Below are 25,777 nucleotides of genomic sequence, written 5' to 3'. Positions count from 1 at the left end.
GACCGGCCGAAATCCTCACCACCCTCATCACCACCCTCATCTTCGAGAGAAGAGAACGCAGATGACCGAGCAGGCCACCGGGTCCCACCATCCGCAGCCGCGGACCCGCAACGCGGTCCCCGCCGCCACCGCCGAGCGCATGACGGGTGCCCAGGCGCTCATCCGCTCCCTCGAGGCCGTAGGCGCAGACACCGTGTTCGGCATCCCGGGCGGTGCGATCCTGCCGGCCTACGACCCGCTGATGGACTCGGCCAAGGTCCGGCACGTGCTGGTCAGGCACGAGCAGGGCGCGGGCCATGCCGCCACCGGCTATGCGCAGGCCACCGGCCGGGTCGGGGTGTGCATGGCGACCTCCGGTCCCGGCGCGACCAACCTGGTCACCCCGATCGCCGACGCCCACATGGACTCGGTGCCGATCGTCGCCATCACCGGCCAGGTCGCCTCGAAGTCCATCGGCACCGACGCCTTCCAGGAGGCGGACATCTGCGGCATCACCATGCCGATCACCAAGCACAACTTCCTGGTCAGGGACGCCGCCGACATCCCGCGCACCATCGCGGAGGCCTTCCACATCGCCGCGACGGGTCGCCCCGGCCCGGTCCTGGTCGACATCGCCAAGGACGCGCTGCAGAACCAGATGAGCTTCTCCTGGCCGCCGCAGACCGACCTGCCCGGCTACCGCCCGGTGACCAAGCCGCACGCCAAGCAGATCCGCGAGGCCGCCCGGCTGATCAACGAGGCCCGCCGCCCGGTGCTCTACGTCGGCGGCGGTGTCGTCAAGGCCCGCGCCACCGCGGAGCTGCGGATCCTCGCCGAGCTGACCGGCGCCCCGGTCACCACCACGCTGATGGCGCTCGGCGCCTTCCCCGACAGCCACCCGCAGCACGTCGGGATGCCCGGCATGCACGGCGACGTCTCCGCGGTCACCGCGCTGCAGAAGTCGGACCTGATCATCGCGCTCGGCGCCCGCTTCGACGACCGGGTCACCGGCCGCCTGGACACCTTCGCGCCGAACGCCAAGGTCGTGCACGCCGACATCGACCCGGCGGAAATCTCCAAGAACCGCACCGCCGACGTGCCGATCGTCGGTGACGCCCGCGAGGTGCTCGCCGACCTGATCGTCGCCGTCCAGGCCGACCACGAGGCCGGCCACAAGGGCGACTACTCCGAATGGTGGAACCACCTCAACTTCTGGCGGAACACCTACCCGCTCGGCTACGACGTCCCCAAGGACGGCAGCCTGTCCCCGCAGCAGGTCATCGAGCGGATCGGCCAACTCGCCCCGGAGGGAACCCTCTTCGCCGCCGGCGTCGGCCAGCACCAGATGTGGGCCGCGCAGTTCATCAAGTACGAGCAGCCCGGCACCTGGTTCAACTCCGGCGGCGCGGGCACCATGGGCTACGCCGTGCCCGCCGCGATGGGCGCCAAGGCCGGTATGCCGGACGCCACCGTGTGGGCGATCGACGGCGACGGCTGCTTCCAGATGACCAACCAGGAACTGGTCACCTGCGCGCTGAACAACATCCCGATCAAGGTCGCCATCATCAACAACGGCGCCCTGGGCATGGTCCGCCAGTGGCAGAACCTCTTCTACGGCGAGCGGTTCTCCAACACCGTCCTGCACTCGGGCGCCGAGCACCGCCCCGGCTCGACCCAGGGCGTCGGCTCGATCCAGAACCGCGGCACCCGCGTCCCGGACTTCGTCAAGCTGTCCGAGGCGATGGGCTGCGTCGGCCTGCGCTGCGAGACCCCCGAGGAGCTGGACAAGGTCATCGCCGAGGCCAACTCCATCAACGACCGCCCGGTCGTGGTGGACTTCATCGTCCACGAGGACGCGATGGTCTGGCCGATGGTCGCGGCCGGCACCTCCAACGACGAGATCATGGCCGCCCGGGACGTGCGTCCCGACTTCGGCGACGAGCTGGATGACTGACGCCCGAGGTCCTGAAGTGGCCGGCCGAGGAACGAGGCCGGCCACTTCAGGACCGAGCAGGAGGGCGGACCAAGAAATGCGTTTCGACTGACCGAGGCCGGAAGAGCGAGAGAAGGAACCACCGAACATGTCCAAGCACACGCTCTCCGTCCTGGTGGAGAACAAGCCCGGCGTCCTGGCCAGGATCACCGCGCTGTTCTCCCGCCGCGGCTTCAACATCGACTCCCTCGCGGTGGGCACCACCGAGCACCCGGAGATCTCCCGGATCACCATCGTCGTCAACGTCATCGACGAACTGCCGCTCGAACAGGTGACGAAGCAGCTCAACAAGCTGGTCAACGTGCTGAAGATCGTCGAACTCGACCCCGCGTCGGCCGTCGCACGCGAACTCGTCCTGGTGAAGGTGCGCGCCGACAACGAGTCGCGCTCGCAGATCGTGGAGATCGTCCAGCTCTTCCGGGCCAAGACGGTGGACGTCTCCCCGGAGGCCGTCACGATCGAGGCCACCGGCGCCGCCGACAAGCTGGAGGCCATGCTCAAGATGCTGGAGCCGTTCGGCATCAAGGAACTGGTCCAGTCCGGCACCATCGCGATCGGCCGCGGTGCCCGCTCCATCACCGACCGCTCGCTGCGGGCGCTGGACCGATCCGCATAGCGAGACCCTGAAACCCCCATCCGCCCACCCGTCGTACGGTGGGCCGCACAACACGATCCAAGGAGAACCCGAAGTGGCCGAGCTGTTCTACGACGACGACGCCGACCTGTCCATCATCCAGGGCCGCAAGGTCGCGGTCATCGGCTACGGCAGCCAGGGCCACGCCCACGCGCTGTCGCTGCGCGACTCGGGCGTGGACGTGCGGGTCGGCCTGCACGAGGGCTCCAAGTCCAAGACGGTGGCCGAGGAGCAGGGCCTGCGCGTGCTGCCGGTCGCCGAGGCGGCCGCCGAGGCCGACGTCATCATGATCCTGGTCCCGGACCCGATCCAGGCCCGCGTCTACGAGGAGTCCGTCAAGGACAACCTCAAGGACGGCGACGCCCTCTTCTTCGGCCACGGCCTGAACATCCGCTTCGGCTTCATCAAGCCGCCGGCCGGCGTCGACGTGTGCATGGTCGCCCCCAAGGGGCCGGGCCACCTGGTCCGCCGTCAGTACGAGGAGGGCCGCGGCGTCCCGTGCATCGCGGCCGTCGAGCAGGACGCCACCGGCAAGGGCTTCGCGCTCGCGCTGTCCTACGCCAAGGGCATCGGCGGCACCCGCGCCGGCGTCATCAAGACCACCTTCACCGAGGAGACCGAGACCGACCTCTTCGGCGAGCAGGCGGTCCTCTGCGGCGGTACGACCGCCCTGGTCAAGGCCGGCTTCGAGACGCTGGTCGAGGCCGGCTACCAGCCGGAGATCGCGTACTTCGAGTGCCTGCACGAGCTGAAGCTCATCGTGGACCTGATGTACGAGGGCGGCCTGGAGAAGATGCGCTGGTCGGTCTCCGAGACCGCCGAGTGGGGCGACTACGTCACCGGGCCGCGGATCATCACCGACGCCACCAAGGCCGAGATGAAGAAGATCCTCGGCGAGATCCAGGACGGCACCTTCGCCAACGCCTGGATCGCGGAGTACAACGCGGGCCTGCCGAAGTACAACGAGTACAAGAAGGCCGACGAGAACCACCTGCTGGAGACCACGGGACGCAAGCTCCGCAAGCTGATGAGCTGGGTCGACGAGGAGGCGTAAGCCCCCTGGTTGCGTCGCTTCGCGGGCTGGTCTGACCGGCATCTGGTACGCAGTTTGTACGAAGCGACGCAACCCCTCCGGGTGATCCTTCCATTTCGGCGAAGGCGCGGAATCCGCCCGTCGATACACTCGCTTAACAAGCGCGTTCAGGCTCACAGCGTCGTGCGTCTTCCACGCGGCATGCCCCCCTGATGGGCGGTCTTCCTGTTCACCCGCTTCGCGGACGGCCTCGTTCCTCGGCCGGCCGCTGCGCGAGTCCAGGCGTCAGCCCGCCCCCCGCCTCCTGAGCGGTCGAACGGGACTCGGCCGCCCACGAAGGACAAGTGAGGACCACGTGAGCCAGAAGCCTGTCGTACTCATCGCAGAAGAGCTGTCGCCCGCGACCGTGGACGCGCTCGGCCCGGACTTCGAGATCCGGCACTGCAATGGCGCGGACCGAGCCGAACTGCTGTCCGCCATCACCGACGTGGAAGCCATCCTGATCCGCAGCGCCACCAAGGTCGACGCGGAGGCCGTCGCCGCCGCGGGGAAGCTGCGCGTCGTCGCCCGTGCCGGTGTCGGGCTGGACAATGTCGACGTCGCCGCCGCCACCAAGGCCGGCGTCATGGTCGTCAACGCGCCGACCTCCAACATCGTCACCGCCGCCGAGCTGGCCTGCGGCCTGCTGATCGCCACCGCCCGCAATATCGCGCCCGCCAACTCGGCGCTGAAGAACGGCGAGTGGAAGCGCAACAAGTACACCGGCGTCGAGCTGAGCGAGAAGGTCCTCGGCGTGGTGGGCCTGGGCCGCATCGGCGTCCTGGTGGCCCAGCGGATGTCCGCCTTCGGGATGAACATCGTCGCGTACGACCCCTACGTCCAGCCCGCGCGCGCCGCCCAGATGGGCGTCAAGCTGCTGACCCTGGACGAGTTGCTCGAGCAGTCCGACTTCATCACCGTCCACCTGCCCAAGACCCCCGAGACGCTGGGCCTGATCGGCGACGAGGCGCTGCACAAGGTCAAGCCCTCGGTGCGGATCGTCAACGCCGCCCGCGGCGGGATCGTGGACGAGGAGGCGCTCGCCTCGGCGCTCAAGGAGGGCCGGGTGGCCGGCGCGGGCCTCGACGTCTACGCCAAGGAGCCCTGCACCGACTCGCCGCTCTTCCAGTTCGACAACGTCGTGGCGACCCCGCACCTGGGCGCGTCCACCGACGAGGCGCAGGAGAAGGCCGGTATCGCGGTCGCCAGGTCGGTCCGCCTCGCGCTGGCCGGCGAGCTGGTCCCCGACGCGGTCAACGTCCAGGGCGGTGTCATCGCCGAGGACGTCAAGCCCGCGCTGCCGCTCGCCGAGAAGCTCGGCCGGATCTTCACCGCACTGGCCGGCGAGGTCGCCGCCCGCCTCGACGTCGAGGTCTGCGGCGAGGTCACCCAGCACGACGTGAAGATCCTCGAACTGAGCGCGCTCAAGGGCGTCTTCGAGGACATCGTGGACGAGACGGTGTCGTATGTGAACGCGCCGCTGTTCGCCCAGGAGCGCGGTGTCGAGGTCCGGCTGACCACCAGTTCGGAGTCGCCCAACCACCGCAATGTGGTGACCGTGCGCGGCACGCTGTCCGACGGCACCGAGGTGTCGGTCTCGGGCACGCTGGCCGGCCCCAAGCACGTCCAGAAGGTCGTCGCCGTCGGCGAGGAGGACGTGGACCTGGTGCTCGCCGACCACATGGCCTTCCTGCGCTACACCGACCGCCCCGGTGTCGTCGGCACCATCGGCCGGATCCTCGGCGAGGTCGACGTCAACATCGCCGGCATGCAGGTCGCCAGGGCCGCCGCGGGCGGCGACGCCCTGGTCGCCCTCACCGTCGACTCCAGCATCCCGGCGGGCGTGCTGACCGACATCGCCGACGAGATCGGCGCCACTTCGGCCCGTGCGGTCAACCTGACGGACTGACCTGAAGGACCGGCCTGCTCGGCCGGTAGGCCGACCGTACGCGTACGCCGTCCGGCGCCGCTTCCCACCGGGGGAGCGGCGCCGTTCGCGTCAGAGCCTGGCCGCCTTGAGCGCCATGTGCAGCAGCAGCCTGGCCTCGCCGTCCGCCAGGTCCAGGCCGGTCAGCTGCTCGATGCGGGACAGCCGGTAGTAGAGGGTCTGCCGGTGGATGGCCAGCGCGGTCGCGGTGCGGCCCGCCTGGCCCGCGTGGTCGAGGAAGACCTCCGCGGTGTGTGCCAGCTCCTGGTGGTCTGCGGTGAGCAGCGGGGCGACCGCGGGGTCGGGGGCCGCGTCGGCGGGCAGCGCGGTCAGCAGGCGGTAGGGGCCGAGATTCGACCACTTCGCGATCGGGCCGAGCGCCGGCTGGGCCTGCGCGGCCCTGGCCGCCGAGGTGGCCTCGCGCCAGGCCCAGGGCAGCTCGGCCAGTGACCCGTGGGACGCGCTGAGCCCGGCGACCACCCCCGCGGCGCCGACCGCGTCCAGCAGCCGGGCCGCGGCGGTACGGGCCGGGGCCAGCACCTGCAGGGACCGCAGCCTGACCAGCAGCGCGACCAGCTCGCCGCGCCGCCGCTCCGGGACGCGGGCCAGCGCGGCGGCCGACGGGATGGTCCGCAGGCCGGGCAGCGGGCCCGGCGCCTCGCCCTGCGGGGCGCGGACGCACACCAGCGCGTGCGGCTCCTCCGCGTCCCGGTCCAGCGCGAAGCGCAGCGCGTCCTCCGCGGTGTCGCGCTCGGTCCTGCCGGTCGCGGTCAGCAGTATCCGCAGCGCCCGCCCCGTCTCGGCGCCGGCCCGGGACATCGCCGCGAGCTGCTCGCCGATCCTGGCGGCGGCCGACATGGCGGCGGCCAGTTGCGCGGGGGAGTGCTCGGCCTCGTCGAGCAGCCACACATAGCCGTAGACGAACCCGCCGTGCCGCACCGGCAGGCACAGCCGGCCGCGTACGACACCCGCGTCGGGGGCGGCGGGGATGCGGACCGGGGCGGTGGCGCGGGCGATGCCGAAGCGCTCGAACCAGGCGCGCACCTCAGGGGTGGACTGCCGGGTGAGGATGGAGCGGGTGCGGACCGGGTCCACGGCCGTGTCGTCGTCGCTGTCGTGCACCCCGAAGGCGATCAGCCGGAAGTCCCGGTCCTCCAACGTCGCGGGGGCGCCGAGCAGCGCCGACACCTCGTCGACCAGGTCCTGGAAATCGCCGTAGTCCCCGTACTCAGCACGCACAGCGCCATTGTCCCTCATACATCTGTATGAGGGACGACGGGCCCATGCGTGACAGGTGTCGATGGTCCAACGGGTAGACGAATCCTAGATTCACGGTGTCGGATCCTGTTCGCCGATAATCCTGTTCCGCCCGGTATGGAAGGACACCCCGTGTTCGGTCCCGTGTTGCTCGCCGCCTCGCGCAGCGACCGTATGCGCCGCGCGGTCGCCGCCGCGCCCGTCACCCGTCCGGTGGTCGACCGCTTCGTCGCCGGCGACGCGCTGCACCCGGCGCTGGACACGGTCCGCGCGCTCACCGCGAGCGGTCTGGACGTCACCCTGGACCACCTGGGCGAGGACGTCACCGACCGGGCCACCGCGAAGGCCACCAGGGACGCCTACCTGCGGCTGCTTGAGACGCTGGCCGACGACCGGCTCGGCGGCCGCGCCGAGGTCTCGGTCAAGCTGTCCGCCTTCGGCCAGGCGCTGCCCGACGGCGGCCACGACGTGGCGCTGGCCAACGTGACCGAGGTGGCGGAGCTGGCCTCCGGTATCGGCACCACGGTGACCCTCGACATGGAGGACCACACCACCGTCGACTCCACGCTCGCGGTGCTGGCCGAGCTGCGCAAGGAGCACCCGCAGACCGGCGCGGTCCTCCAGTCGTACCTCTTCCGCACCGAGGACGACGCCCGCGCGCTGGCCGTGGCCGGCTCCCGGGTGCGGCTGGTCAAGGGCGCCTACAACGAGCCGCCCCGGGTCGCCTTCCAGAACAAGCGGGACGTGGACAAGGCGTACGTCCGCGCCCTGCGCACGCTCTTCGCCGGCGAGGGCTACCCGATGGTCGGCTCGCACGACCCGCGCGTCATCGCCATCGCCCAGGAGCTGGCCGCCCGCCACCACCGCCCGGCCGGCAGCTACGAATTCCAGATGCTCTACGGCATCCGCACCGCGGAGCAGCGGCGGCTCGCGGACGAAGGGGAGCGGATGCGGATCTACGTCCCCTACGGCGCGGACTGGTACGGCTACTTCATGCGGCGCCTCGCGGAGCGCCCCGCCAACCTCGCCTTCTTCCTGCGCTCCTTCGTTCCCGCCGGCCGCTGACGGCCGCCCCCGACTCTCACCAGGAGACACGCCTCATGGACGCCGTGACCCAGGTCCCCGCTCCGGTCAACGAGCCGGTGCACACGTACGCCCCGGGCAGCCCCGAGCGGGCCCGGCTGGAAGCCAAGCTCAAGGAGCTGGCCGGCAGCCCCGTCGACCTGCCGATGTTCATCGGCGGCGAGGAGCGCATGGGCGGCGGCGAGCGCTTCGACGTCGTGCAGCCGCACAACCACGGCGCCGTGCTCGGCACCTACGGCAACGCCACCGCCCAGGACGCCCAGGACGCGATCGACGCGGCCCTGGCCGCAGCCCCCGGCTGGCGCGCGACCGCCTTCGACGACCGCGCCGCGATCATCCTGCGCGCCGCGGAGCTGCTGGCGGGGCCCTGGCGCGAGACGCTGGTCGCCTCCACCATGCTCGGCCAGTCCAAGACCGTGCAGCAGGCCGAGATCGACAGCCCCTGCGAGCTGGTCGACTTCTGGCGCTTCAACGTGCACTTCGCCCGGCAGATCCTCGCCGAGCAGCCGGTCGCCAACGCCCCCGGCGTGTGGAACCGGCTCGACCACCGCCCGCTCGAAGGCTTCGTCTACGCCATCACGCCCTTCAACTTCACCGCCATCGCGGGCAACCTGCCGACCGCGCCCGCGCTGATGGGCAACGTGGTGGTCTGGAAGCCGTCGCCGACCCAGACGCACTCCGCCGTGCTGCTCATGCGGCTGCTGCGCGAGGCCGGCCTGCCCGACGGTGTGATCAACCTGGTCACCGGCGACGGCCTGGCCGTCTCCGAGGCCGCGCTGCCGCACCGGGACCTGGCCGGCATCCACTTCACCGGCTCCACCAAGACCTTCCAGCACCTGTGGCGCACGGTCGGCGAGAACATCGGGCACTACCGCTCCTACCCGCGGATCGTCGGCGAGACCGGCGGCAAGGACTTCGTCGTCGCCCACCCCTCGGCCGACCCCGCGGTGCTCAAGACCGCGCTGACCCGCGGCTCCTTCGAATACCAGGGCCAGAAGTGCTCGGCCTCCTCGCGCGCCTACATCCCGCGCTCGATCTGGGACGGCGGCTTCAAGGAGGAATTCGCGGCCGAGGTCGACGGCATCACCATGGGCGACGTCACCGACCTGTCCAACTTCGTCGGCGCCCTGATCGACGAGCGGTCCTTCGCCAAGAACAAGGCGGCCATCGACCGCGCCGAGGCCGACCCGACCGTCGAGATCGTCGCGGGCGGCACGTACGACGACTCGGTCGGCTGGTTCGTCCGCCCGACCGTGCTGGTCTCCACCGACCCGGAGAACGAGATCTTCCGGCAGGAGTACTTCGGCCCGGTGCTGGGCGTGTACGTCTACGAGGACGCCGACTTCGAGGCGATGCTCACGCAGATGGAGTCGGTCTCGGACTACGCGCTGACCGGCTCGGTCATCGCGCGCGACCGGGTCGCGGCCGCCCAGGTGGCCGAGCGGCTGCGCGACGCGGCGGGCAACTTCTACATCAACGACAAGTCCACCGGCGCGGTCGTCGGCCAGCAGCCCTTCGGCGGCGCCCGGTCCTCCGGCACCAACGACAAGGCGGGCGCCGCGCAGAACCTCCAGCGCTGGACCTCCACCCGGTCCATCAAGGAGGCCCTGCTGCCGCCCACCGACTACCGCTACCCCCACCAGGGCTGACCTGGGGCGACCTGTGACGATCACCCGTTCGCGGCCTGCGTGGTCCACGAACGGGTGATCGTCTGTCTCAGATAGTAGGAAGTCCGAGTAATTGTGGCGACAGGACGACCGGACTGACTTAGCTTTGTAGGGAGCCGAACGTCTCGCCTCATCCGGCGAGCGGCGGATGCGCGTCCTGAGCAGTTGTCGAGCGGGTCACCCCCCGCCGCCGGGACCCCCGCCCCGTTCCGCGGCAGCACCCTCTCCGCACGCTTCCCCGGCTTTCGCCTGTCTCCCCCAGGAGTTGATCCCCATGGACGCCACCGCCCGTACGGACGACACCGCCCGCCAGAACGCGCTGCGGGCCCTGCAGCGCAGCCTCGACCGCCGGGACAACGGCGGCAGCACCGGCCACGAGACGCGCTGACCGGAAAGCCCTCTCCCGCGGACAATCTGTCCGACATGCGGACATGCGATGTCACCCGCTGGGATGGGGAGTACGGTGCCGGACATGTCTCGAAGCCTCAGCCTCGCAGTGATCCCCGGTGACGGAATCGGCCAGGAAGTCGTCGCGGAGGGTCTCAAGGTCCTCTCCGCCGTGCTTCCGCAGGACGTCAAGCTGGAGACCCGGGAATTCGACTTCGGCGCGAAGCGCTACCACGCCACCGGCCAGACCCTCACCGACGAGGACCTCGACCGGCTCAAGGAGCACGACGCGATCCTGCTGGGCGCCATCGGCGACCCCTCGGTGCCGTCCGGTGTGCTGGAGCGCGGCTTCCTGCTCAAGCTGCGCTTCGCCTTCGACCACCATGTGAACCTGCGTCCCAGCAAGCTCTTCCCCGGTGTCGGCACCCCGCTCGCGGGCAGCCCGGAGATCGACTTCGTGGTCGTCCGCGAGGGCACCGAGGGCCCCTACACCGGCAACGGCGGCTCGATCAGGACCGGCACCCCGCAGGAGGTCGCCACCGAGGTCAGCCTCAACACCGCCTTCGGCATCGAGCGGGTCGTGCGCGACGCCTACGCCCGCGCGCAGGCCCGCCCGCGCAAGAAGCTGACCCTGGTGCACAAGAACAACGTGCTGGTGCACGCCGGCCACCTGTGGACCCGGGTCTTCGAGGCGGTCGGCCGGGAATTCCCCGACGTCAGCACCGACTACCTGCACGTCGACGCGGCGACCATCTTCCTGGTCACCCAGCCCGAGCGCTTCGACGTGATCGTCACCGACAACCTCTTCGGCGACATCATCACCGACCTCGCCGCTGCCGTCTCCGGCGGCATCGGCGTCGCGGCCAGCGGCAACATCAACCCGGGCCGCGAATTCCCGTCGATGTTCGAGCCGGTCCACGGCTCCGCCCCGGACATCGCCGGCCAGTCCAAGGCCGACCCGACCGCGACCGTGCTGAGCGTGGCGCTGCTGCTGCGGCACCTCGGCTACGACGCCGAGGCCGACCGTATCGACAGCGCCGTGCAGGCCGACCTCGCCGAGCGCGCGGACCGGCCCGCGCGGTCCACCGTCGAGATCGGCGACGCCCTGGCCGCCAGGGTCGCCGGCTGACCGAAGACCACAGGTAGGTACCCGGCCCCGCCGCTGCGATAATCGTCAGAGGCGGGGCCGCGTTACGGCGGGAAAGTCGGACGTCCTATCAGTGGGGGCGCCCCCAGTCGGCAGCGAGAGACGAGACACGGTGAAGGACACAGACATGACGACGCCCACGATCGAGCTGAAGCCGTCCGCCCACCCGCTGTCCGCCACCGAGCGGGACGCGATCCTGGCCGCCCCGGGCTTCGGCCGCCACTTCACCGACCACATGGTCACCATCAAGTGGACCGAGGGCCGCGGCTGGCACGACGGCCAGCTCGTCCCGTACGCGCCGCTGTCGATCGACCCGGCCAACATGACGCTGCACTACGCGCAGACCATCTTCGAGGGCCTCAAGGCCTACCGGCAGCCCGACGGCGGCGTCGCGACCTTCAGGCCGGAGGCCAACGCCGAGCGCTTCCGCGCCTCGGCGCGGCGCCTGGCGATGCCCGAGCTGCCCGTGGAGACCTTCGTCGAGGCCTGCGACCTGCTGGTCAGGCAGGACAAGGGCTGGGTGCCCAGCGAGGGCGAGGCGTCGCTCTACCTGCGGCCTTTCATGTTCGCCACCGAGGTCGGCCTCGGGGTCCGCCCGGCCAACGAGTACCTCTTCCTGGTGATCGCCTCCCCGGCCGGCGCCTACTTCTCCGGCGGCGTCCAGCCGGTCTCGGTGTGGCTGTCCGAGGAGTACGTCCGCGCGGCGCCCGGCGGCACCGGCGCGGCCAAGACCGGCGGCAACTACGCCGCCTCCCTCGTCGCCCAGGCCCAGGCCATCGAGCACGGCTGCGACCAGGTGGTCTGGCTCGACGCGATCGAGCGCCGCTGGATCGAGGAGATGGGCGGCATGAACCTGTACTTCGTGTACGGCGACAGAATCGTCACTCCTGAGCTGACCGGCTCCCTGCTGCCCGGCATCACCCGCGACTCGCTGCTCTCCATCGCCTCGGACCTCGGCTACGAGGTCGCCGAGGGACGCATCAGCGTGGACGACTGGCGCCGCCAGCACGAGGACGGCACCCTCACGGAGGTCTTCGCCTGCGGCACCGCCGCGGTCATCACCCCCGTCGGCTCCGTGAAGTCCACCCGCGCCAGCTGGCCGGTGGCCGACGGCGCCCCCGGCCGCGTCACCATGCGCCTGCGCTCCGCCCTCCTCGACATCCAAACCGGCCACGCCCCCGACCCCCACGGTTGGATGCATCGCTTGGGCGCCTAGCGCCCCCGGGTGCCCCCCAGGGGCGCGCACGTCGCCACCGACCCGAAGGGGCTGTCCGGCCCGTGCCGGACCACCGGCCGGTGGTCGGCTGAGCGCGCAGTTCCCCGCGCCCCTGTAGGGCACCCCCTTACGCGGTGGGACCGCAGAACCCCGCGCCCCTGGGGGGGACCCTCTCGCGGAGGGGAGCCGCGGGAGTCCCGAGGTCGGGGGGGCCGCCATCGACCGGATGGTGAGACCCCTGCGGGGGAGCCCGCGAAGTGTGACACACTCCGGGTGTGCACCTGTACGCGCGCATTATTGGCAGCAGGCACGCCGGTCCGCAGTGACGCCCCCCTGACCCCAGTGGAACGTCACCGTGTCCCAGACCCGCGTGCAGACCTCTCGCATCCGCGAGGGGTTTTTTCGTTTCCCGGACCACCCGAGCCGGAGGCGGAACCGCACGAGGGATGATGGGGGCAAGTGGAGCTGGACCCTCCGGATGTCAGGACATCCGGCGGCAACCCACTCACCCGACAGGAGTTACGACAGCCATGACCGCCGAACCGGACGACAGCTTCCATGTCTTCGACACCACGCTGCGCGACGGCGCCCAGCGTGAGGGGATCAACCTCACCGTCGCCGACAAGCTGACGATCGCCCGGCACCTGGACGACTTCGGGGTGGGATTCATCGAGGGCGGCTGGCCGGGAGCCAACCCCCGCGACACCGAGTTCTTCGCCCGCGCCGCCATGGAGCTGGACCTCAAGACCGCCACCCTCGTCGCGTTCGGCGCGACCCGCAGGGCGGGCGGCAAGGCCGCCCACGACCCCCAGGTCAAGGCGCTGCTCGACTCGGACGCCCCGGTGATCACCCTGGTCGCCAAGTCGCACGACCGCCATGTCGAACTGGCGCTGCGCACCACGCTGGAGGAGAACCTGGCGATGGTCGCCGACACCGTCTCCTACCTGGTCGCCCAGGGACGCCGGGTGTTCGTGGACTGCGAGCACTTCTTCGACGGCTACAAGGCCAACGCCGCCTACGCCACCCAGGTCGTACGGGCCGCGCACGAGGCCGGCGCCTCGGTCGTGGTGCTGTGCGACACCAACGGCGGGATGCTGCCCGCCCAGGTGCAGGCCGTCACCGGCCTGGTGCTCGCCGACACCGGGGCCAGGCTCGGCATCCACGCCCAGGACGACACCGGTTGCGCGGTCGCCAACACCCTGGCCGCGGTGGACGCCGGCGCCACGCACGTGCAGTGCACCGCCAACGGCTACGGCGAGCGCGTCGGCAATTCCAACCTCTTCCCGGTGGTCGCCGCGCTGGAGCTCAAGCACGGCCGCCGGGTGCTGCCCGAGGGCGCGCTCGGCGAGATGACCCGGATCTCGCACGCCATCGCCGAGGTCGTCAACCTGCCGCCGTCGACCCACCAACCCTATGTGGGGGTTTCCGCCTTCGCGCACAAGGCGGGGCTGCACGCGTCGGCGATCAAGGTGGACCCCGACCTCTACCAGCACATCGACCCCGAGATGGTCGGCAACACCATGCGGATGCTGGTCTCCGACATGGCCGGCCGCGCCTCGATCGAGCTCAAGGGCCGGGAGCTGGGCATCGACCTCGGCGAGGACCGCGACCTGGTGGGCCGGGTGGTCGCGCGGGTCAAGGAGCGCGAGCTGAAGGGCTATACGTACGAGGCCGCCGACGCGTCGTTCGCGCTGCTGCTGCGGGCCGAGATCAACGGCAGCCCGCAGCGCTACTTCCGCACCGAGTCCTGGCGGGTCATCACCGAGGACCGCCCGGACGGCACGCACGCCAACGAGGCGACGGTGAAGATGTGGGCCAAGGGCGAGCGGATCGTCGCCACCGCCGAGGGCAACGGCCCGGTCAACGCGCTGGACCGGGCGCTGCTCAGCGCGCTGGAGCGGATCTACCCCAAGCTCGCCGAATTCGCCCTGGTCGACTACAAGGTCCGCATCCTGGAGGGCACGTCGGGCACCGACTCGACGACCCGGGTGCTGATCACCACGACCGACGGCGAGGCCGAGTGGTCCACGGTCGGCGTCGCGGACAACGTGATCGCCGCGTCCTGGCAGGCACTTGACGACGCCTACGCCTACGGCCTGATGCGCGCGGGTCTGGAGCCGCAGGAGTAGCGGGCGAGCAGGGGTTTCGCGCACCGGTCGCCCGGCGGGAATCGCCCCGCCGGGCGACCGGTGTGTCATGTTCATTCGCAAAGGGCTGGCGACGCGCGTAGACCTCGGGCACACTCCTCCTGCGCCACCTGCACCACGCCCACCCCAGCGGAATCAGCAGGAGGAAACAGTATGCGCATGCGCATCCGTACCGTCGTGAGCACCCTCACCCTCGTCGGCACCGCGCTCTTCGCCCCCGGAGTCGGCCTTGCCGCCTCCACCGACGCCTTCGCGGTCACCAAGCTCACCCACGCCCAGGCCACCGCCATGTTCAGCGCCGCGGGCATCACCTGGTCGTCGTCCGGCGGCTGCTCCAACCGCAACGTGTCGACGTGCACGTCGTTCGACCAGCTCAACCAGGCCACCGCCCAGGGCGCGGTCACCCTGAAGCACGCGAGCGGCTGCGCCATCAACATCACCGGCGGCACCGAGACCGGCCACGCCAGCGGCACCTACTCGCACTGGAACGGCTACAAGCTCGACTACGGCAAGAACACCTGCCTCACCAACTACGTCCACAACGCCTTCAGCTACATCGGCCTGCGCGGCGACGGCTACCCCCAGTGGCAGGCCGCCTCCGGCAACATCTACGCCGACGAGGGCACCCACTGGGACGCCCTCTACTACAGCTGCGGCTGCTGACCCCTTCCCCGCGCCCCTGACGACGCGTCCCCTCTGCGGAGGGGGTGCCCGCCAGGGGCGCGGGGAACCGCGCGACCACGGCAGCGGGGAAGCCGCGATCCTGCCGCAAGGGGGCGGTCCCGTGGGGGAGTTGAGCCCCGAACCTGAGTACGCGTGCTCAGGCGCCACCCGCACCGCCCGCAATAGCCTCGGCGCAGCCGAGGTCGCAGGGGGTGCGGAATCATGATCGTTTCGGCCGTGATGCTGCTCGGCAGAGCAGCCGGTCTGCCTGCCGCGCGCCGTGCCGGGCGACTCGCGGCCGCGGCGGCCGACCGTGGCTTCCCCGGCCGGCTGACGGTGATCTCGGCGCGGCCTCGCTTCCCCGCTTCCGGCGGCGCCGAGATCGTCTTCCGGGTGGTGGACGACCCGGACGCGGTCGTCCGCCTCCGGGTGGACCGGGCGGCACCGTCGCGCGAGCGGATCGGCGAGGCGGTCGAGGAGGGCCTGGCCGCGGCCCGGACGTGGCGGGCACTGGCCGCCGCCCTGCGCGAGGGCGGCCACGAGGTGCACGCGCTGGGCCGTATCGTGGCCGACCCCTGGATCGCCGCGGCGCCGTCCAACGACACGGTCGCCGAGCTGCTGGCCGGGCTGCACGACTGCCTGGCCGGGCGGCCCGACCTGCCGCCGACCTCCGTGATGATCGCCGCCCCCGCGGTCGTACGCGCCCTGCCGCGGGACCGCGACCCGTCGCTGCCGACCCTGCTGCGGCTCAACGCCCGCCGCAGGCTGGCCGTGCTGAGCGGCCGACGGCCGTACTACCGGGCCTCCTTCGGCGCGAACGACGGGCCGGAGCTGAGCATCGTGCACCCCTTCGCGCTGTGGCAGCGGTACGAGGCCGCGGTCACCGCGTGCGCGGCCGCCTGGCTGGCGCGGGCCGACCCGGACGCGACCGTGGCCGCGGTGATGGGCTACACCCGGCTGGTGCCCGGCCGGGTGGACCGGCTGCGGGTCCATGTGGTCTTCCGCGACGGACCACCGCAGGGCAGGGCCCCGCTGGGCGACCATGTGCTGGTCGCCACCACCGACCTGGCCGGCGCCTTCGTCGGCGAGCCGACGGTCGTCCGCGACGTCAGCGCGGGCGGCGGCCGGCTGCGGCTCCCACCGCTGTGAAGCCCCCGCGGCCGGGCGCCGCGCCGGACCGGCGGGCGAAAACCGGTGTCCCCGCGCCCGCCGCGGCCCTAGGGTGCCCCGGTGACCACCACACCCTTCACCGTCCGTGCGGCCGTGCCCGCGGACGCCGCCGCCGTCGCCCACGTCCACGTCGCCTCACGCGAGGCGACCATGCCGTACCTGCCGCCGCGCCGGCGCAGCGACGCCGAGGTCGAGGCGTGGGTGCGGGACGTGGTGATGCCGAGGTCCGCGGTGTGGGTGGCGGTCGACGGCCAGGACCGGGTGGTGGGCTACGCGGCCGTCGCGGGCGACGACTTGGACGCGCTCTACCTGCTGGCCGGGGTCCTGCGGCAGGGCGCGGGCAGCGCGCTGCTCGGCGCGGCGAAGGCGTATCGGCCCGGCGGTCTGACGCTCGCCGTCTTCCAGCGCAATACCGGCGCCATAGCTTTCTACACGCGCCACGGCTTCACAGTGGTCGACAGCAACGACGGATCCCGCAACATGGAGAACGAACCGGACCTGACGATGCGCTGGCAGCCGGTGACCAACAGCACACCTACTGGCGGGTAATCTCCGCACCCCGGCGGTCATAGGGTGAGCGGCGAACCCTCGACCCGACCCACCGGGAGATCGCATGCGCTCGGCGAAGGACTTCTTCCGCCCGCTGGCTGTGGGGGCGCCCGCGCCCCTGCGCGAGGTGCCCTTCCGGCCCTCGCGGATGATCCACTTCTTCGATCCAGGCAACGAGAAGATGGCCGCCAAGATCCCCGCCCTGGCACCGCGGGTGGACGTGCTGCTGGGCAATCTGGAGGACGCCGTCGCCGCGGACCGCAAGGAGGCGGCCCGTGCGGGGCTCGTCTCCGTCGCCAAAGCCACCGACTTCGGCGCCACCCAGCTGTGGACCAGGATCAACAGCCTGGACTCGCCCTGGGCGCTGGCCGACCTGCTCACCCTGGTCACCGAGATCGGCGACCGGCTCGACGTCGTGATGGTCCCCAAGGTGGAGGGCGCCCACGACATCCACTACGTGGACCGGCTGCTGGCCCAACTGGAGGCCAGGGCGGGCCTGCGGCGGCCGATCCTGGTGCACGCGATCCTGGAGACCGCCGCGGGAGTGGCGAACGTCGAGGAGATCGCCGCGGCCAGCCCCCGGATGCAGGGCATCTCGCTCGGCCCCGCCGACCTGGCCGCCAGCCGCCGGATGAAGACCACCAGGGTCGGCGGCGGCCACCCCGGCTACCTGGTCCGCGAGGACCCGGCCCCCGCCTCCGGCGACGGGACCCCCGGCGACGCGCCCCGGATGACCTACCAGCAGGACCTGTGGCACTACACCATCGCCCGGATGGTCGACGCCTGCGCGGCGAACGGGATTCTGCCGTACTACGGGCCCTTCGGCGACATCCAGGACGTCACCGCCTGCGAGGACCAGTTCCGCAACGCCTTCCTGCTCGGCTGCGTCGGCGCCTGGTCGCTGCACCCGGTGCAGATCGACATCGCCAAACGGGTGTTCTCGCCCGCGCCGCCGGACGTGGCCTGGGCGCGGCAGGTGATCGAGGCGATGGGCGACGGCACCGGCGCGGTCATGATCGACGGCAAGATGCAGGACGACGCCACCTACAAGCAGTGCCAGGTGGTGGTCGGGCTCGCCGAGGCCCTCGCCGCCCGCGACCCCGAACTGGCCGCGTCCTACGCCGCCGCGGACAAGGAGGCCCGGCGATGACCGACACCCCCCGTCCCCGCCGCTCGGTCCTCTACATGCCCGGTGCCAACGAGCGCGCCCTGGAGAAGGCCCGCACCCTGCCCACCGACGCCCTGATCCTCGACCTGGAGGACTCGGTCGCCCCCGACGCGAAGAAGGAGGCCAGGGACCGGGTCGCCGCGGCCGCCGCGAGCGGCGCCTACGGCCACCGCGAGGTGACGATCCGGGTCAACGCGCCCGGCACCCCCTGGCACGCCGACGACCTGCGGGCGGCGGCCGAGGCGGGGCCGGACGCGGTCGTGGTGCCCAAGGTGGACGACCCGGCGACGGTGGCCGCGGTGGTGGCCGCGCTGGAGGCGGCCGGCGCTCCCGACCGTACGGCCGTCTGGGCGATGATCGAGACGCCCGCCGCGATGTTCGACGCCCGGCGGATCGCCGCGGCCTCCGAGCGGCTGACCGTTCTGGTCATGGGCACCAACGACCTGGCCAAGGAACTGCACGCCGAGCACGTCCCGGGCCGGGCGCCGCTGCTCACGGCCCTGTCCATGGCCCTGCTCGCGGCCCGCGCCACGGATAAGGTCATCTTGGACGGTGTCTACAACGACGTGCGGGATCTGTCCGGCTTCGAAGCGGAATCCCTCCAAGCCAGGCAGCTCGGCTTCGACGGGAAGACACTCATCCACCCCCGCCAACTGGAGCCCTGCAACCGGATCTTCGCCCCCGCCGCGGCGGACGTCGAACGCTCCCGGCGGATCATCGAAGCCTTCGATCAGGCCACGTCACAGGGCCGCGGGGTGGTCACCGTGGACGGCAGGATGATCGAGAACCTGCATGTCGAGGAGGCCAGGCGGGTGCTGGCACTGGCGGCCGCCGTCGAGGGCCGCTGACGTTACGGGCGTGTGTCGCCCGAGGGCGGCGGATGAACGGCGGGGTGCCGCGGCAGTGAAGCGGAACCCCGCCGTTGTGTGCTTCTGTCGGGATCCGCCATGAAGCGGCGACGGACACTGTACGAAGTCGATGGGCCGTTTTTCGGCCCGCGGCTCGTACTGTCGTTGCATGACCACATCGCAAGAGGTGCCCGCAGAGGTGAACGACGCTCGCGGGCGGGTGGCGGAGTTGCACGCCATCCGTGCGGAGGTGGTCCGCGGGCCGAGCGAGAAGGCGACCGAGGCGCAGCGGGCCAAGGGCAAGCTGACGGTGCGGGAGCGGATCGACCTGCTCCTGGACGAGGGCTCCTTCCGCGAGGTGGAGCCGCTGCGGCGGCACCGGGCGACCGGTTTCGGCCTGGAGGCCAAGCGGCCGTACACCGACGGTGTGGTCACCGGCTGGGGCACGGTCCACGGGCGGACGGTCTTCGTCTACGCCCACGACTTCCGGATCTTCGGCGGCGCGCTCGGCGAGGCGCACGCCCAGAAGATCCACAAGATCATGGACATGGCCATCTCGGCCGGCGCCCCGCTGATCTCGCTCAACGACGGCGCGGGCGCCCGGATCCAGGAGGGCGTCTCGGCGCTCGCCGGCTACGGCGGGATCTTCCAGCGCAACACCCGCGCCTCCGGCGTCATCCCGCAGATCAGCGTGATGCTCGGCCCGTGCGCGGGCGGCGCGGCCTACTCACCGGCGCTGACGGACTTCGTGTTCATGGTCCGCGAGACCTCGCAGATGTTCATCACCGGCCCGGACGTCGTCCAGGCCGTCACCGGTGAGCAGATCTCGCAGAACGGTCTGGGCGGCGCGGACGTGCACTCCTCGGTCTCCGGGGTCTCGCACTTCGCCTACGACGACGAGCAGACCTGCCTCGAAGAGGTCCGTTACCTGCTGTCGCTGCTGCCGCAGAACAACCGCGAGAACCCCCCGGCGGTGGAGTGCCACGACCCGGCCGACCGCCGCGGCGACGTCCTGCTGGACCTGGTCCCCGCGGACGGCAACCGGTCGTACGACATGCACAAGGTCATCGAGGAGATCGTCGACGACGGGGAGTACCTCGAAGTCCACGAGCGCTGGGCCACGAACATCATCTGCGCCCTGTCGCGGCTCGACGGCCAGGTCGTGGGCATCGTGGCCAACCAGCCGGCGTCGCTGGCGGGTGTGCTGGACATCGAGGCGTCGGAGAAGTCGGCGCGGTTCGTGCAGATGTGCGACGCGTTCAACATCCCGATCATCACCCTGTTGGACGTCCCCGGCTTTCTCCCCGGGGTGGCACAGGAGCACGGTGGGATCATCAGGCACGGTGCGAAGCTGCTCTACGCGTACTGCAACGCCACCGTCCCGAGGATCTCGCTGATCCTGCGCAAGGCCTACGGCGGCGCGTACATCGTGATGGACAGCCAGTCCATCGGAGCCGACCTGACCTTCGCGTGGCCGACCAACGAGATCGCGGTGATGGGCGCGGAGGGCGCGGCCAACGTCATCTTCCGCCGGCAGATCGCCGACGCCGACGACCCCGAGGCCATGCGCGCCCGCATGGTCAAGGAGTACAAGGCCGAGTTGATGCACCCCTACTACGCCGCCGAGCGCGGCCTGGTGGACGACGTCATCGACCCGGCACAGACCCGCGAGGTACTGATCAGCTCGCTGTCCATGCTCCGCACCAAGCACGCGGATCTACCGTCGCGTAAGCACGGCAATCCTCCCCAGTAGCCATGGAGACCACTGTGAGCACACCCGCTGCTTCCCTCGTGCGAGTCGAGAAGGGCCACGTCGCCCCCGAGGAGCTGGCCGCCATCACGGCGATCCTGCTCGCCCGGGCCGCGGCCGGCACCGACAGCGCCCCCGGACTGCCCCTCAGGTCCACCGCCGCCTGGCGGCGCCTGGAGCGCACCCCCGGCTTCCGCCCGCCGCACTCCTGGCAGGGCTGACCGACCCCGTAGCGCCCGCAATGGACGAAGCCCCGCACCTTTCGAGGTGCGGGGCTTCGTCCATTGCGCAGGGGCGCCGCGCGGGATTCCGAGCTAGCGCAGCCGGGCCATCAGGGCGTGCTCCACCAGGGTGATGAGCGCGCTCTTCGCCTCGCCGCGGTGGCGGGCGTCGGTGACGATGATCGGTGCCTCGGGCCCGATCTGCAGGGCCTCGCGCACCTCCTCGGGGCCGTACGGCTGGTGGCCGTCGAAGCCGTTGAGCGCGATCACGAACGGCAGGCCGCTGTTCTCGAAGTAGTCCACGGCGGGGAAGCAGTCCGCCAGTCGCCGGGTGTCGACCAGCACGATCGCGCCGATGGCGCCGCGCACCAGGTCGTCCCACATGAACCAGAAGCGGTCCTGGCCCGGGGTGCCGAACAGGTAGAGGATCAGGTCCTGGTCCAGGGTGATCCGGCCGAAGTCCATGGCCACCGTCGTGGTGGTCTTGTCGGGCGCGTGCGTCAGGTCGTCGATGCCTGCCGACGCGGAGGTCATCACGGCTTCGGTGCGCAGCGGGTTGATCTCCGACACGGCACCGACGAACGTGGTCTTGCCCACGCCGAATCCGCCCGCCACCACGATTTTCGCGGAAGTAGTGGCGCGGGCCGGGCCGCTAGAGCTTCCGAAGTCCACTGAGCACCCTCTCAAGCAGTGTCACATCTGGCTGTCCGCCCGCGGCCTCGTCGCCGCCGGGCTGGTGAATCGTGACCAGGCCGGCCTCGGCCAGGTCCGCCACCAGGATCCTGACCACACCGAGCGGGATCGTCAGCAGCGCGGAGATCTCCGCGATCGACTTGACCTCCCGGCACAGCAGGCAGATCCGCTGGTGCTCCGGCAGCTGCCCGCGCAGCCGCTCGGGTTCCGCGGTGGTGCTGACCAGTGCCTCGATGGCGAGCTGGTAGCGCGGCCTGGTGCGGCCGCCGGTCATCGCGTACGGGCGTACGAATCCGCTCGGCGTCTGGGAGCGCCGGCCGCCGGTCCCGCCGCCCGCCGCACCCCGGCCGCCGCCGCGCGGGGCCTGCGGGGGAGGCGCCTGCGGCGGCTGGTACGGCTGGATTGGCGGCTGCCGGGGCGGCCGGTAGGGTTCTGGCTCCGGCGCGGGCGCCGACGGGTAGTACGGGTTCACAGGCGGCTGGTGCGGGCTGCCATACGGCTCTGCGCCGGGAGACGTGCTCACGAGTCCTCCTCCTGATACGGCTGCGACGCACCGCCCGGACCTCTGGGAGAGGCCAGGGCGCCGTCCGCACGCCCGTTCGCTGGTTGAGCAAGTTGAGCTAGTTGAGCAGGCTGCCCTGGAGTTCGGCCCTGAGGTCGGGGGTGAGGACGGTGCCTGCGCGGTCGACGAGCAGGGCCATTTCGTAGCCGACGAGGCCGATGTCGCACTCGGGGTGGGCGAGTACGGCCAGGGAGGAGCCGTCGGAGACGGACATGATGAAGAGGAAGCCGCGTTCCATCTCGACGACGGTCTGGTTGACGCTGCCGCCTTCGAAGATGCGGGAGGCTCCGGCGGTGAGCGAGGTCAGGCCGGAGGCTACGGCGGCGAGCTGGTCGGCGCGGTCGCGGGGGAATCCGTCGGACATCGCGAGCAGCAGGCCGTCGGCGGAGACCACCACGGTGTGGGACACCCCGGGGGTGTTGTCCACGAAGTTGGTGATCAACCAGTTCAGGTTCTGTGCCGCCTGGCTCATCGGACTCAACTTAGCGCTCCTGGTTCTGGGGGCCGCCGAAGTTGCGGTCGGTGGCCTGTCCGTTCGTGTCAGTTCCAGCAGTGCGCCCTTGCTGGACGCCACGCCGCAGGTTACTCAACCTGCCGCGGACGTCCTCGGGTGCGCGGGAGACCTGTGGGCCACCCTGCGGGGTCTGCGTCGCGGTACCCGGGACCAGATTGGCCTTGGGCACCCGCCGTGGCAGGCCGGAGGGGGTGACCCCGCCTGCCTTCGGCTCGCGGACCGACTCGGCCCGCTGCCAGTTCTCGTCGTTGTTCGACCGCCACCCGGACGAGTCCGGCTGCGGGTTGTTCTGAGGCTCGGGCGACTCCTGAGCCGGCTGATCCTGAGGTGAATTGCGGGGCGTCCGGTCCCGGCGCGGCAGTCCGGCGTCCGTCAGCGAGGGGGAGCCTACGCTCTCGGACGGCTGCTCGGGGAGCCCGTTGAAGTCGCCGGAACCGAAGTCGCGGTCGTAACCCGGGTCGTAGACCATCTCGGGCTGATCGTCGCGCGCTCCGTACGACTGCGCGAAGAATCCGTTCTGCGCGTACGGAGCGCCCTCCTGCTGCGCCGGATAGCCCTGCTGGGCGTAGCCGCCCTGGAAGCCCTGCTCGTACGTCTGCTGCTGGTAACCGGTGTCGAAGCTCTGGTCGTACGAACCAGCGGGTTCGTAGCCGCTGCGGGGCTCGTAGGGGCCTTCCTGGACCTGCTCCGCCGGCCCGCCGGGGCCCTGCGGGTGTTCGAACGGCTGCTGCGGGTCGTAGGAGCCCTGCGGCTGCTGTTCGAACGGCGCCTGCTCGTACGGCTGCCGGCCGTCCTCGGCGTCGGCCGAGACCGCCGCCTCCAGCTGCGCCCTGCGGCCCTCGCGGCGCAGCGAGCGGCCCACCGGGTCGAGCGCCGGGGCGCCCTCCGCCTCGATCGCCGCGGGCTGCTCGTAGCGCGAGTCGTCGAAGCCCAGCTCCGCGGCGGTGCGCCGGCCCAGCTCCGCGACCTCGTAAGGGCCGGCCTGCGCGGGCTCCTCCGGGGCCTCGGGCACGATCCGCGACACGGTGAAGTCGCCCTCGCCGTCAGCCAGTTCGTCGTCTCCGCCACCGCCGTGGGTGATCGGCTCCGGCAGCATCACCAGCGACGTGGTGCCTGCCTGCTCGCCGGAGGGCCGCAGTTGCACCCGGATGCCGTGCCGGTCGGACAGCCGGCCGACCACGAAGAGGCCCATCCGCTTGGCGATCTCCACGTCCACCGTGGGCGGCTCGGCCAGCTTGTGGTTGATGTCCGCGAAGTCCTCCGCGGTCAGCCCGATGCCCTTGTCGTGGATCTCGATCATCACCCGGCCGTCCGGCAGCCGGGTCGCGGTCACCCGCACCTTGGTCTGCGGCGACGAGAAGGTGGTGGCGTTCTCCAGCAGCTCGGCCAGCAGGTGCACCAGGTCGCTGACCGCGCTGCCGTGGATGTCGCTGTCCGGGATGCCGACCAGCTCGATGCGGTCGTAGGCCTCCACCTCGGAGGCCGCCGCCCGCAGCACGTCCACCAGCGGCACCGCCTGGTTCCACTGCCTGGCCGGCTCCTCGCCCGCCAGCACCAGCAGGTTCTCGCCGTTGCGCCGCATGCGCGTGGCGAGGTGGTCCATCTTGAACAGGCTCTCCAGCTGGTCCGGGTCCGCCTCGTTGTTCTCCAGCTCGGTGATCAGAGTGAGCTGGCGCTGGATGAGGCCCTGGTTGCGCAGCGAGAGGTTGGTGAAGATCGCGTTGACGTTGCCCCGCAGCAGCGCCTGCTCGGCGGCCAGCCGGACCGCCTCGCGGTGCACCTGGTCGAAGGCGCGGGCGACCTCGCCTATCTCGTCCTGGGTGTTGATCGGGATCGGCGCCACCGAGGTGTCCACCCGGCCCGGGTCGGTGCGCGACAGCTGGTCGACCAGGCCCGGCAGCCGGGTCTCGGCGATCTCGAAGGCCGCGCTGCGCAGCCGCCGCATGCTGCGGCTCATCGAGCGGGCCATCATGCCGGCCACGATGAAGGCGATGATCAGCGCGACCACCACGATCGCGGAGTTGGCGATCGCGTCCCGCTTGGCGTTGGAGGCGATCTTCGACGCGTCGCCCGCGGCCTGGTCGGCCAGCTTCACCTCGACGCTGCGGTAGGCGTCGAAGGACAGCGTGGAGGCCGCGAAGTAGGACGCCGGGGTGATGCCCTCGGCTTGGAGCTGGGCGGTGGTGCGGCCCGGGGTGGCGATCTCGGTGACCATCTTGGTCAGCTCGGGCGGCACCACGAAGGCCTGCCCGGCGGCGACCGCCTTGTCCTTGGCCGCCGCGGTCTGGTCGCGGCCCTTCTGCAGCGCGGCGTTCTGCGCGTCTTTGAGGTTCTGCACATCGGCCGCGGTGCCGCCGCCGTTGTATTCCTCGAGGGCGATGCCCTCCAGGTACTGGTAGGAGCCGAGCGAGGTCTTGAGCAGCGCCAGCTCGGTCGGCGAGGGGCTGTTCTCGACCAGGATGTGCATGCCGATCGACCGGGTCAGCGACTCGGCGGCCTTCGACAGCGAGACGGCGTAGAGCGTACGGCCGTAGGCGGTGATGTTGCTGGTGCCGTAGCCCAGTTCGTTGGCCAGCTCCATCAGCGGGTGCTGGATCTTGACGTACCACTCCTCGGTCTGCACACCGGAGAGCTGGCGGGTGTAGGCGGCCTTGCGGAGGTTGGCCAGCTCCGGCTCCACGCTGCGGAAGTTGGCCATCCGGCGTTCCAGGCCCGCCTCGTGCGGCATCCGGGCCGCGGCGGCGTCGAAGGCCTGGGCGGCGGCGTCGGTGGCCGCCCGCGAGGTGGTGACGGCCGGGTCGGTGCGCTTGCCCGCGAGCAGCGGAACCGCGGTGAGGTCCCGCTCGTTGATCAGTGCGTTGCTGTACGTCGCCGCGGACCTGACGAGGTCGGCGGTGCGCACCGCGTCGTCGGCCTGGTTCCAGGTGTCCACCGAGCTCTTGACCCGGAAGCCGCCGAAGACCAGGGCGACGAGCACGGGTATCAGGAGGATCGCGTTCAGCCGGGTGGCCACCCGCCAGTTGCGCAGGCTGAAACGGCCGCCGGGATCCGGCAGCGCGTGAACCTCCGCCACCCGGTCCGCGTGACCGCCCCCGGCGCGCTGCGGCGGCGTGAAATTCCCCCGCGGGCC

At 71.2% G+C, this 25,777-nt stretch carries 21 protein-coding genes; 16 read left to right on the top strand and 5 right to left on the bottom strand.

Annotated elements, in window-relative coordinates:
• Positions 1–61 precede the first annotated feature (61 nt).
• The 4 genes from OG900_11880 (at position 62) to serA (ending at position 5,587) form a co-directional block, all read left to right on the top strand.
• Positions 62–1,933 carry an acetolactate synthase large subunit gene (locus tag OG900_11880; GenBank protein ID WUH90727.1) on the top strand — a complete coding sequence of 624 codons (1,872 nt, stop codon included), beginning with the start codon at positions 62–64 and terminating at the stop codon, positions 1,931–1,933.
• Between the two features lie 127 nt (positions 1,934–2,060).
• Complete coding sequence (ilvN, locus tag OG900_11875) at positions 2,061–2,588, top strand: acetolactate synthase small subunit (GenBank protein ID WUH90726.1); 528 nt, start codon at positions 2,061–2,063, stop codon at positions 2,586–2,588.
• Between the two features lie 73 nt (positions 2,589–2,661).
• Entirely contained in the window at positions 2,662–3,660 is a 999-nt protein-coding gene (ilvC, locus tag OG900_11870) for a ketol-acid reductoisomerase (protein WUH90725.1), read from the top strand.
• 334 nt (positions 3,661–3,994) lie between these two features.
• Positions 3,995–5,587, top strand: coding sequence for a phosphoglycerate dehydrogenase (serA, locus tag OG900_11865; GenBank protein WUH90724.1), 1,593 nt, complete (start codon positions 3,995–3,997; stop codon positions 5,585–5,587).
• A gap of 90 nt (positions 5,588–5,677) precedes the next feature.
• Here the strand turns inward: serA and OG900_11860 are convergent, their stop codons facing one another.
• Positions 5,678–6,862, bottom strand: a complete 1,185-nt coding sequence (locus tag OG900_11860) for a helix-turn-helix domain-containing protein (protein WUH90723.1) — start codon at positions 6,860–6,862, stop codon at positions 5,678–5,680.
• A gap of 132 nt (positions 6,863–6,994) precedes the next feature.
• Here OG900_11860 and OG900_11855 point away from each other — a divergent pair, with 132 nt between their 5' ends.
• The 12 genes from OG900_11855 (at position 6,995) to OG900_11800 (ending at position 20,878) form a co-directional block, all read left to right on the top strand.
• The gene (locus OG900_11855; protein ID WUH90722.1) at positions 6,995–7,927 is read left to right on the top strand and encodes a proline dehydrogenase family protein; all 933 of its coding nucleotides are present in this window, start codon (positions 6,995–6,997) and stop codon (positions 7,925–7,927) included.
• A gap of 35 nt (positions 7,928–7,962) precedes the next feature.
• Positions 7,963–9,594 carry an L-glutamate gamma-semialdehyde dehydrogenase gene (gene pruA / locus OG900_11850; protein ID WUH90721.1) on the top strand — a complete coding sequence of 544 codons (1,632 nt, stop codon included), beginning with the start codon at positions 7,963–7,965 and terminating at the stop codon, positions 9,592–9,594.
• Positions 9,595–10,084: 490 nt separating this feature from the next.
• Positions 10,085–11,128 carry a 3-isopropylmalate dehydrogenase gene (locus tag OG900_11845; protein ID WUH90720.1) on the top strand — a complete coding sequence of 348 codons (1,044 nt, stop codon included), beginning with the start codon at positions 10,085–10,087 and terminating at the stop codon, positions 11,126–11,128.
• Positions 11,129–11,273: 145 nt separating this feature from the next.
• Positions 11,274–12,362, top strand: coding sequence for a branched-chain amino acid aminotransferase (locus OG900_11840; protein WUH90719.1), 1,089 nt, complete (start codon positions 11,274–11,276; stop codon positions 12,360–12,362).
• Between the two features lie 530 nt (positions 12,363–12,892).
• Positions 12,893–14,491, top strand: a complete 1,599-nt coding sequence (gene cimA, locus OG900_11835) for a citramalate synthase (GenBank protein WUH90718.1) — start codon at positions 12,893–12,895, stop codon at positions 14,489–14,491.
• Positions 14,492–14,668: 177 nt separating this feature from the next.
• A complete protein-coding gene (locus OG900_11830; GenBank protein ID WUH90717.1) occupies positions 14,669–15,172 on the top strand; it encodes a hypothetical protein in 504 nt (167 codons plus the stop codon).
• A gap of 222 nt (positions 15,173–15,394) precedes the next feature.
• Positions 15,395–16,321 carry a hypothetical protein gene (locus OG900_11825; protein ID WUH90716.1) on the top strand — a complete coding sequence of 309 codons (927 nt, stop codon included), beginning with the start codon at positions 15,395–15,397 and terminating at the stop codon, positions 16,319–16,321.
• Positions 16,322–16,402: 81 nt separating this feature from the next.
• Complete coding sequence (locus tag OG900_11820) at positions 16,403–16,891, top strand: GNAT family N-acetyltransferase (GenBank protein ID WUH90715.1); 489 nt, start codon at positions 16,403–16,405, stop codon at positions 16,889–16,891.
• A 64-nt stretch (positions 16,892–16,955) separates the two neighbouring features.
• Positions 16,956–18,041, top strand: coding sequence for a CoA ester lyase (locus tag OG900_11815; GenBank protein WUH90714.1), 1,086 nt, complete (start codon positions 16,956–16,958; stop codon positions 18,039–18,041).
• A complete protein-coding gene (locus OG900_11810; protein ID WUH90713.1) occupies positions 18,038–18,907 on the top strand; it encodes a CoA ester lyase in 870 nt (289 codons plus the stop codon). The genes OG900_11815 and OG900_11810 overlap by 4 nt, the downstream gene beginning before the upstream one ends.
• Positions 18,908–19,076: 169 nt before the next feature.
• Entirely contained in the window at positions 19,077–20,660 is a 1,584-nt protein-coding gene (locus OG900_11805) for an acyl-CoA carboxylase subunit beta (protein WUH90712.1), read from the top strand.
• A gap of 14 nt (positions 20,661–20,674) precedes the next feature.
• Positions 20,675–20,878: an acyl-CoA carboxylase subunit epsilon gene (locus OG900_11800; protein ID WUH90711.1), complete on the top strand. Its 204-nt coding sequence runs from the start codon at positions 20,675–20,677 to the stop codon at positions 20,876–20,878.
• A 93-nt stretch (positions 20,879–20,971) separates the two neighbouring features.
• Here OG900_11800 and OG900_11795 read toward each other — a convergent pair whose 3' ends face one another.
• The 4 genes from OG900_11795 to OG900_11780 all read right to left on the bottom strand — a co-directional run bounded on the left by OG900_11795 (position 20,972) and on the right by OG900_11780 (position 25,720).
• Entirely contained in the window at positions 20,972–21,550 is a 579-nt protein-coding gene (locus OG900_11795) for an ATP/GTP-binding protein (GenBank protein WUH90710.1), read from the bottom strand.
• Complete coding sequence (locus tag OG900_11790; GenBank protein WUH90709.1) at positions 21,531–22,094, bottom strand: DUF742 domain-containing protein; 564 nt, start codon at positions 22,092–22,094, stop codon at positions 21,531–21,533. The genes OG900_11795 and OG900_11790 overlap by 20 nt, the downstream gene beginning before the upstream one ends.
• 97 nt (positions 22,095–22,191) lie before the next feature.
• A complete protein-coding gene (locus OG900_11785) occupies positions 22,192–22,605 on the bottom strand; it encodes a roadblock/LC7 domain-containing protein (protein WUH90708.1) in 414 nt (137 codons plus the stop codon).
• Positions 22,606–22,615: 10 nt separating this feature from the next.
• On the bottom strand, positions 22,616–25,720 hold the full coding sequence (locus OG900_11780; protein ID WUH90707.1) for a nitrate- and nitrite sensing domain-containing protein: 3,105 nt from the start codon (positions 25,718–25,720) through the stop codon (positions 22,616–22,618).
• Between the last annotated feature and the right edge of the window lie 57 nt (positions 25,721–25,777).

Origin of the sequence: Streptomyces sp. NBC_00433 (assembly GCA_036015235.1) — a bacterium.
In the GTDB taxonomy this organism is placed as follows: Bacteria; Actinomycetota; Actinomycetes; order Streptomycetales; family Streptomycetaceae; genus Actinacidiphila.
The sequence above is the reverse complement of the archived record's forward strand: the minus strand, read 5'-3'. Positions and strand labels throughout refer to the sequence as shown.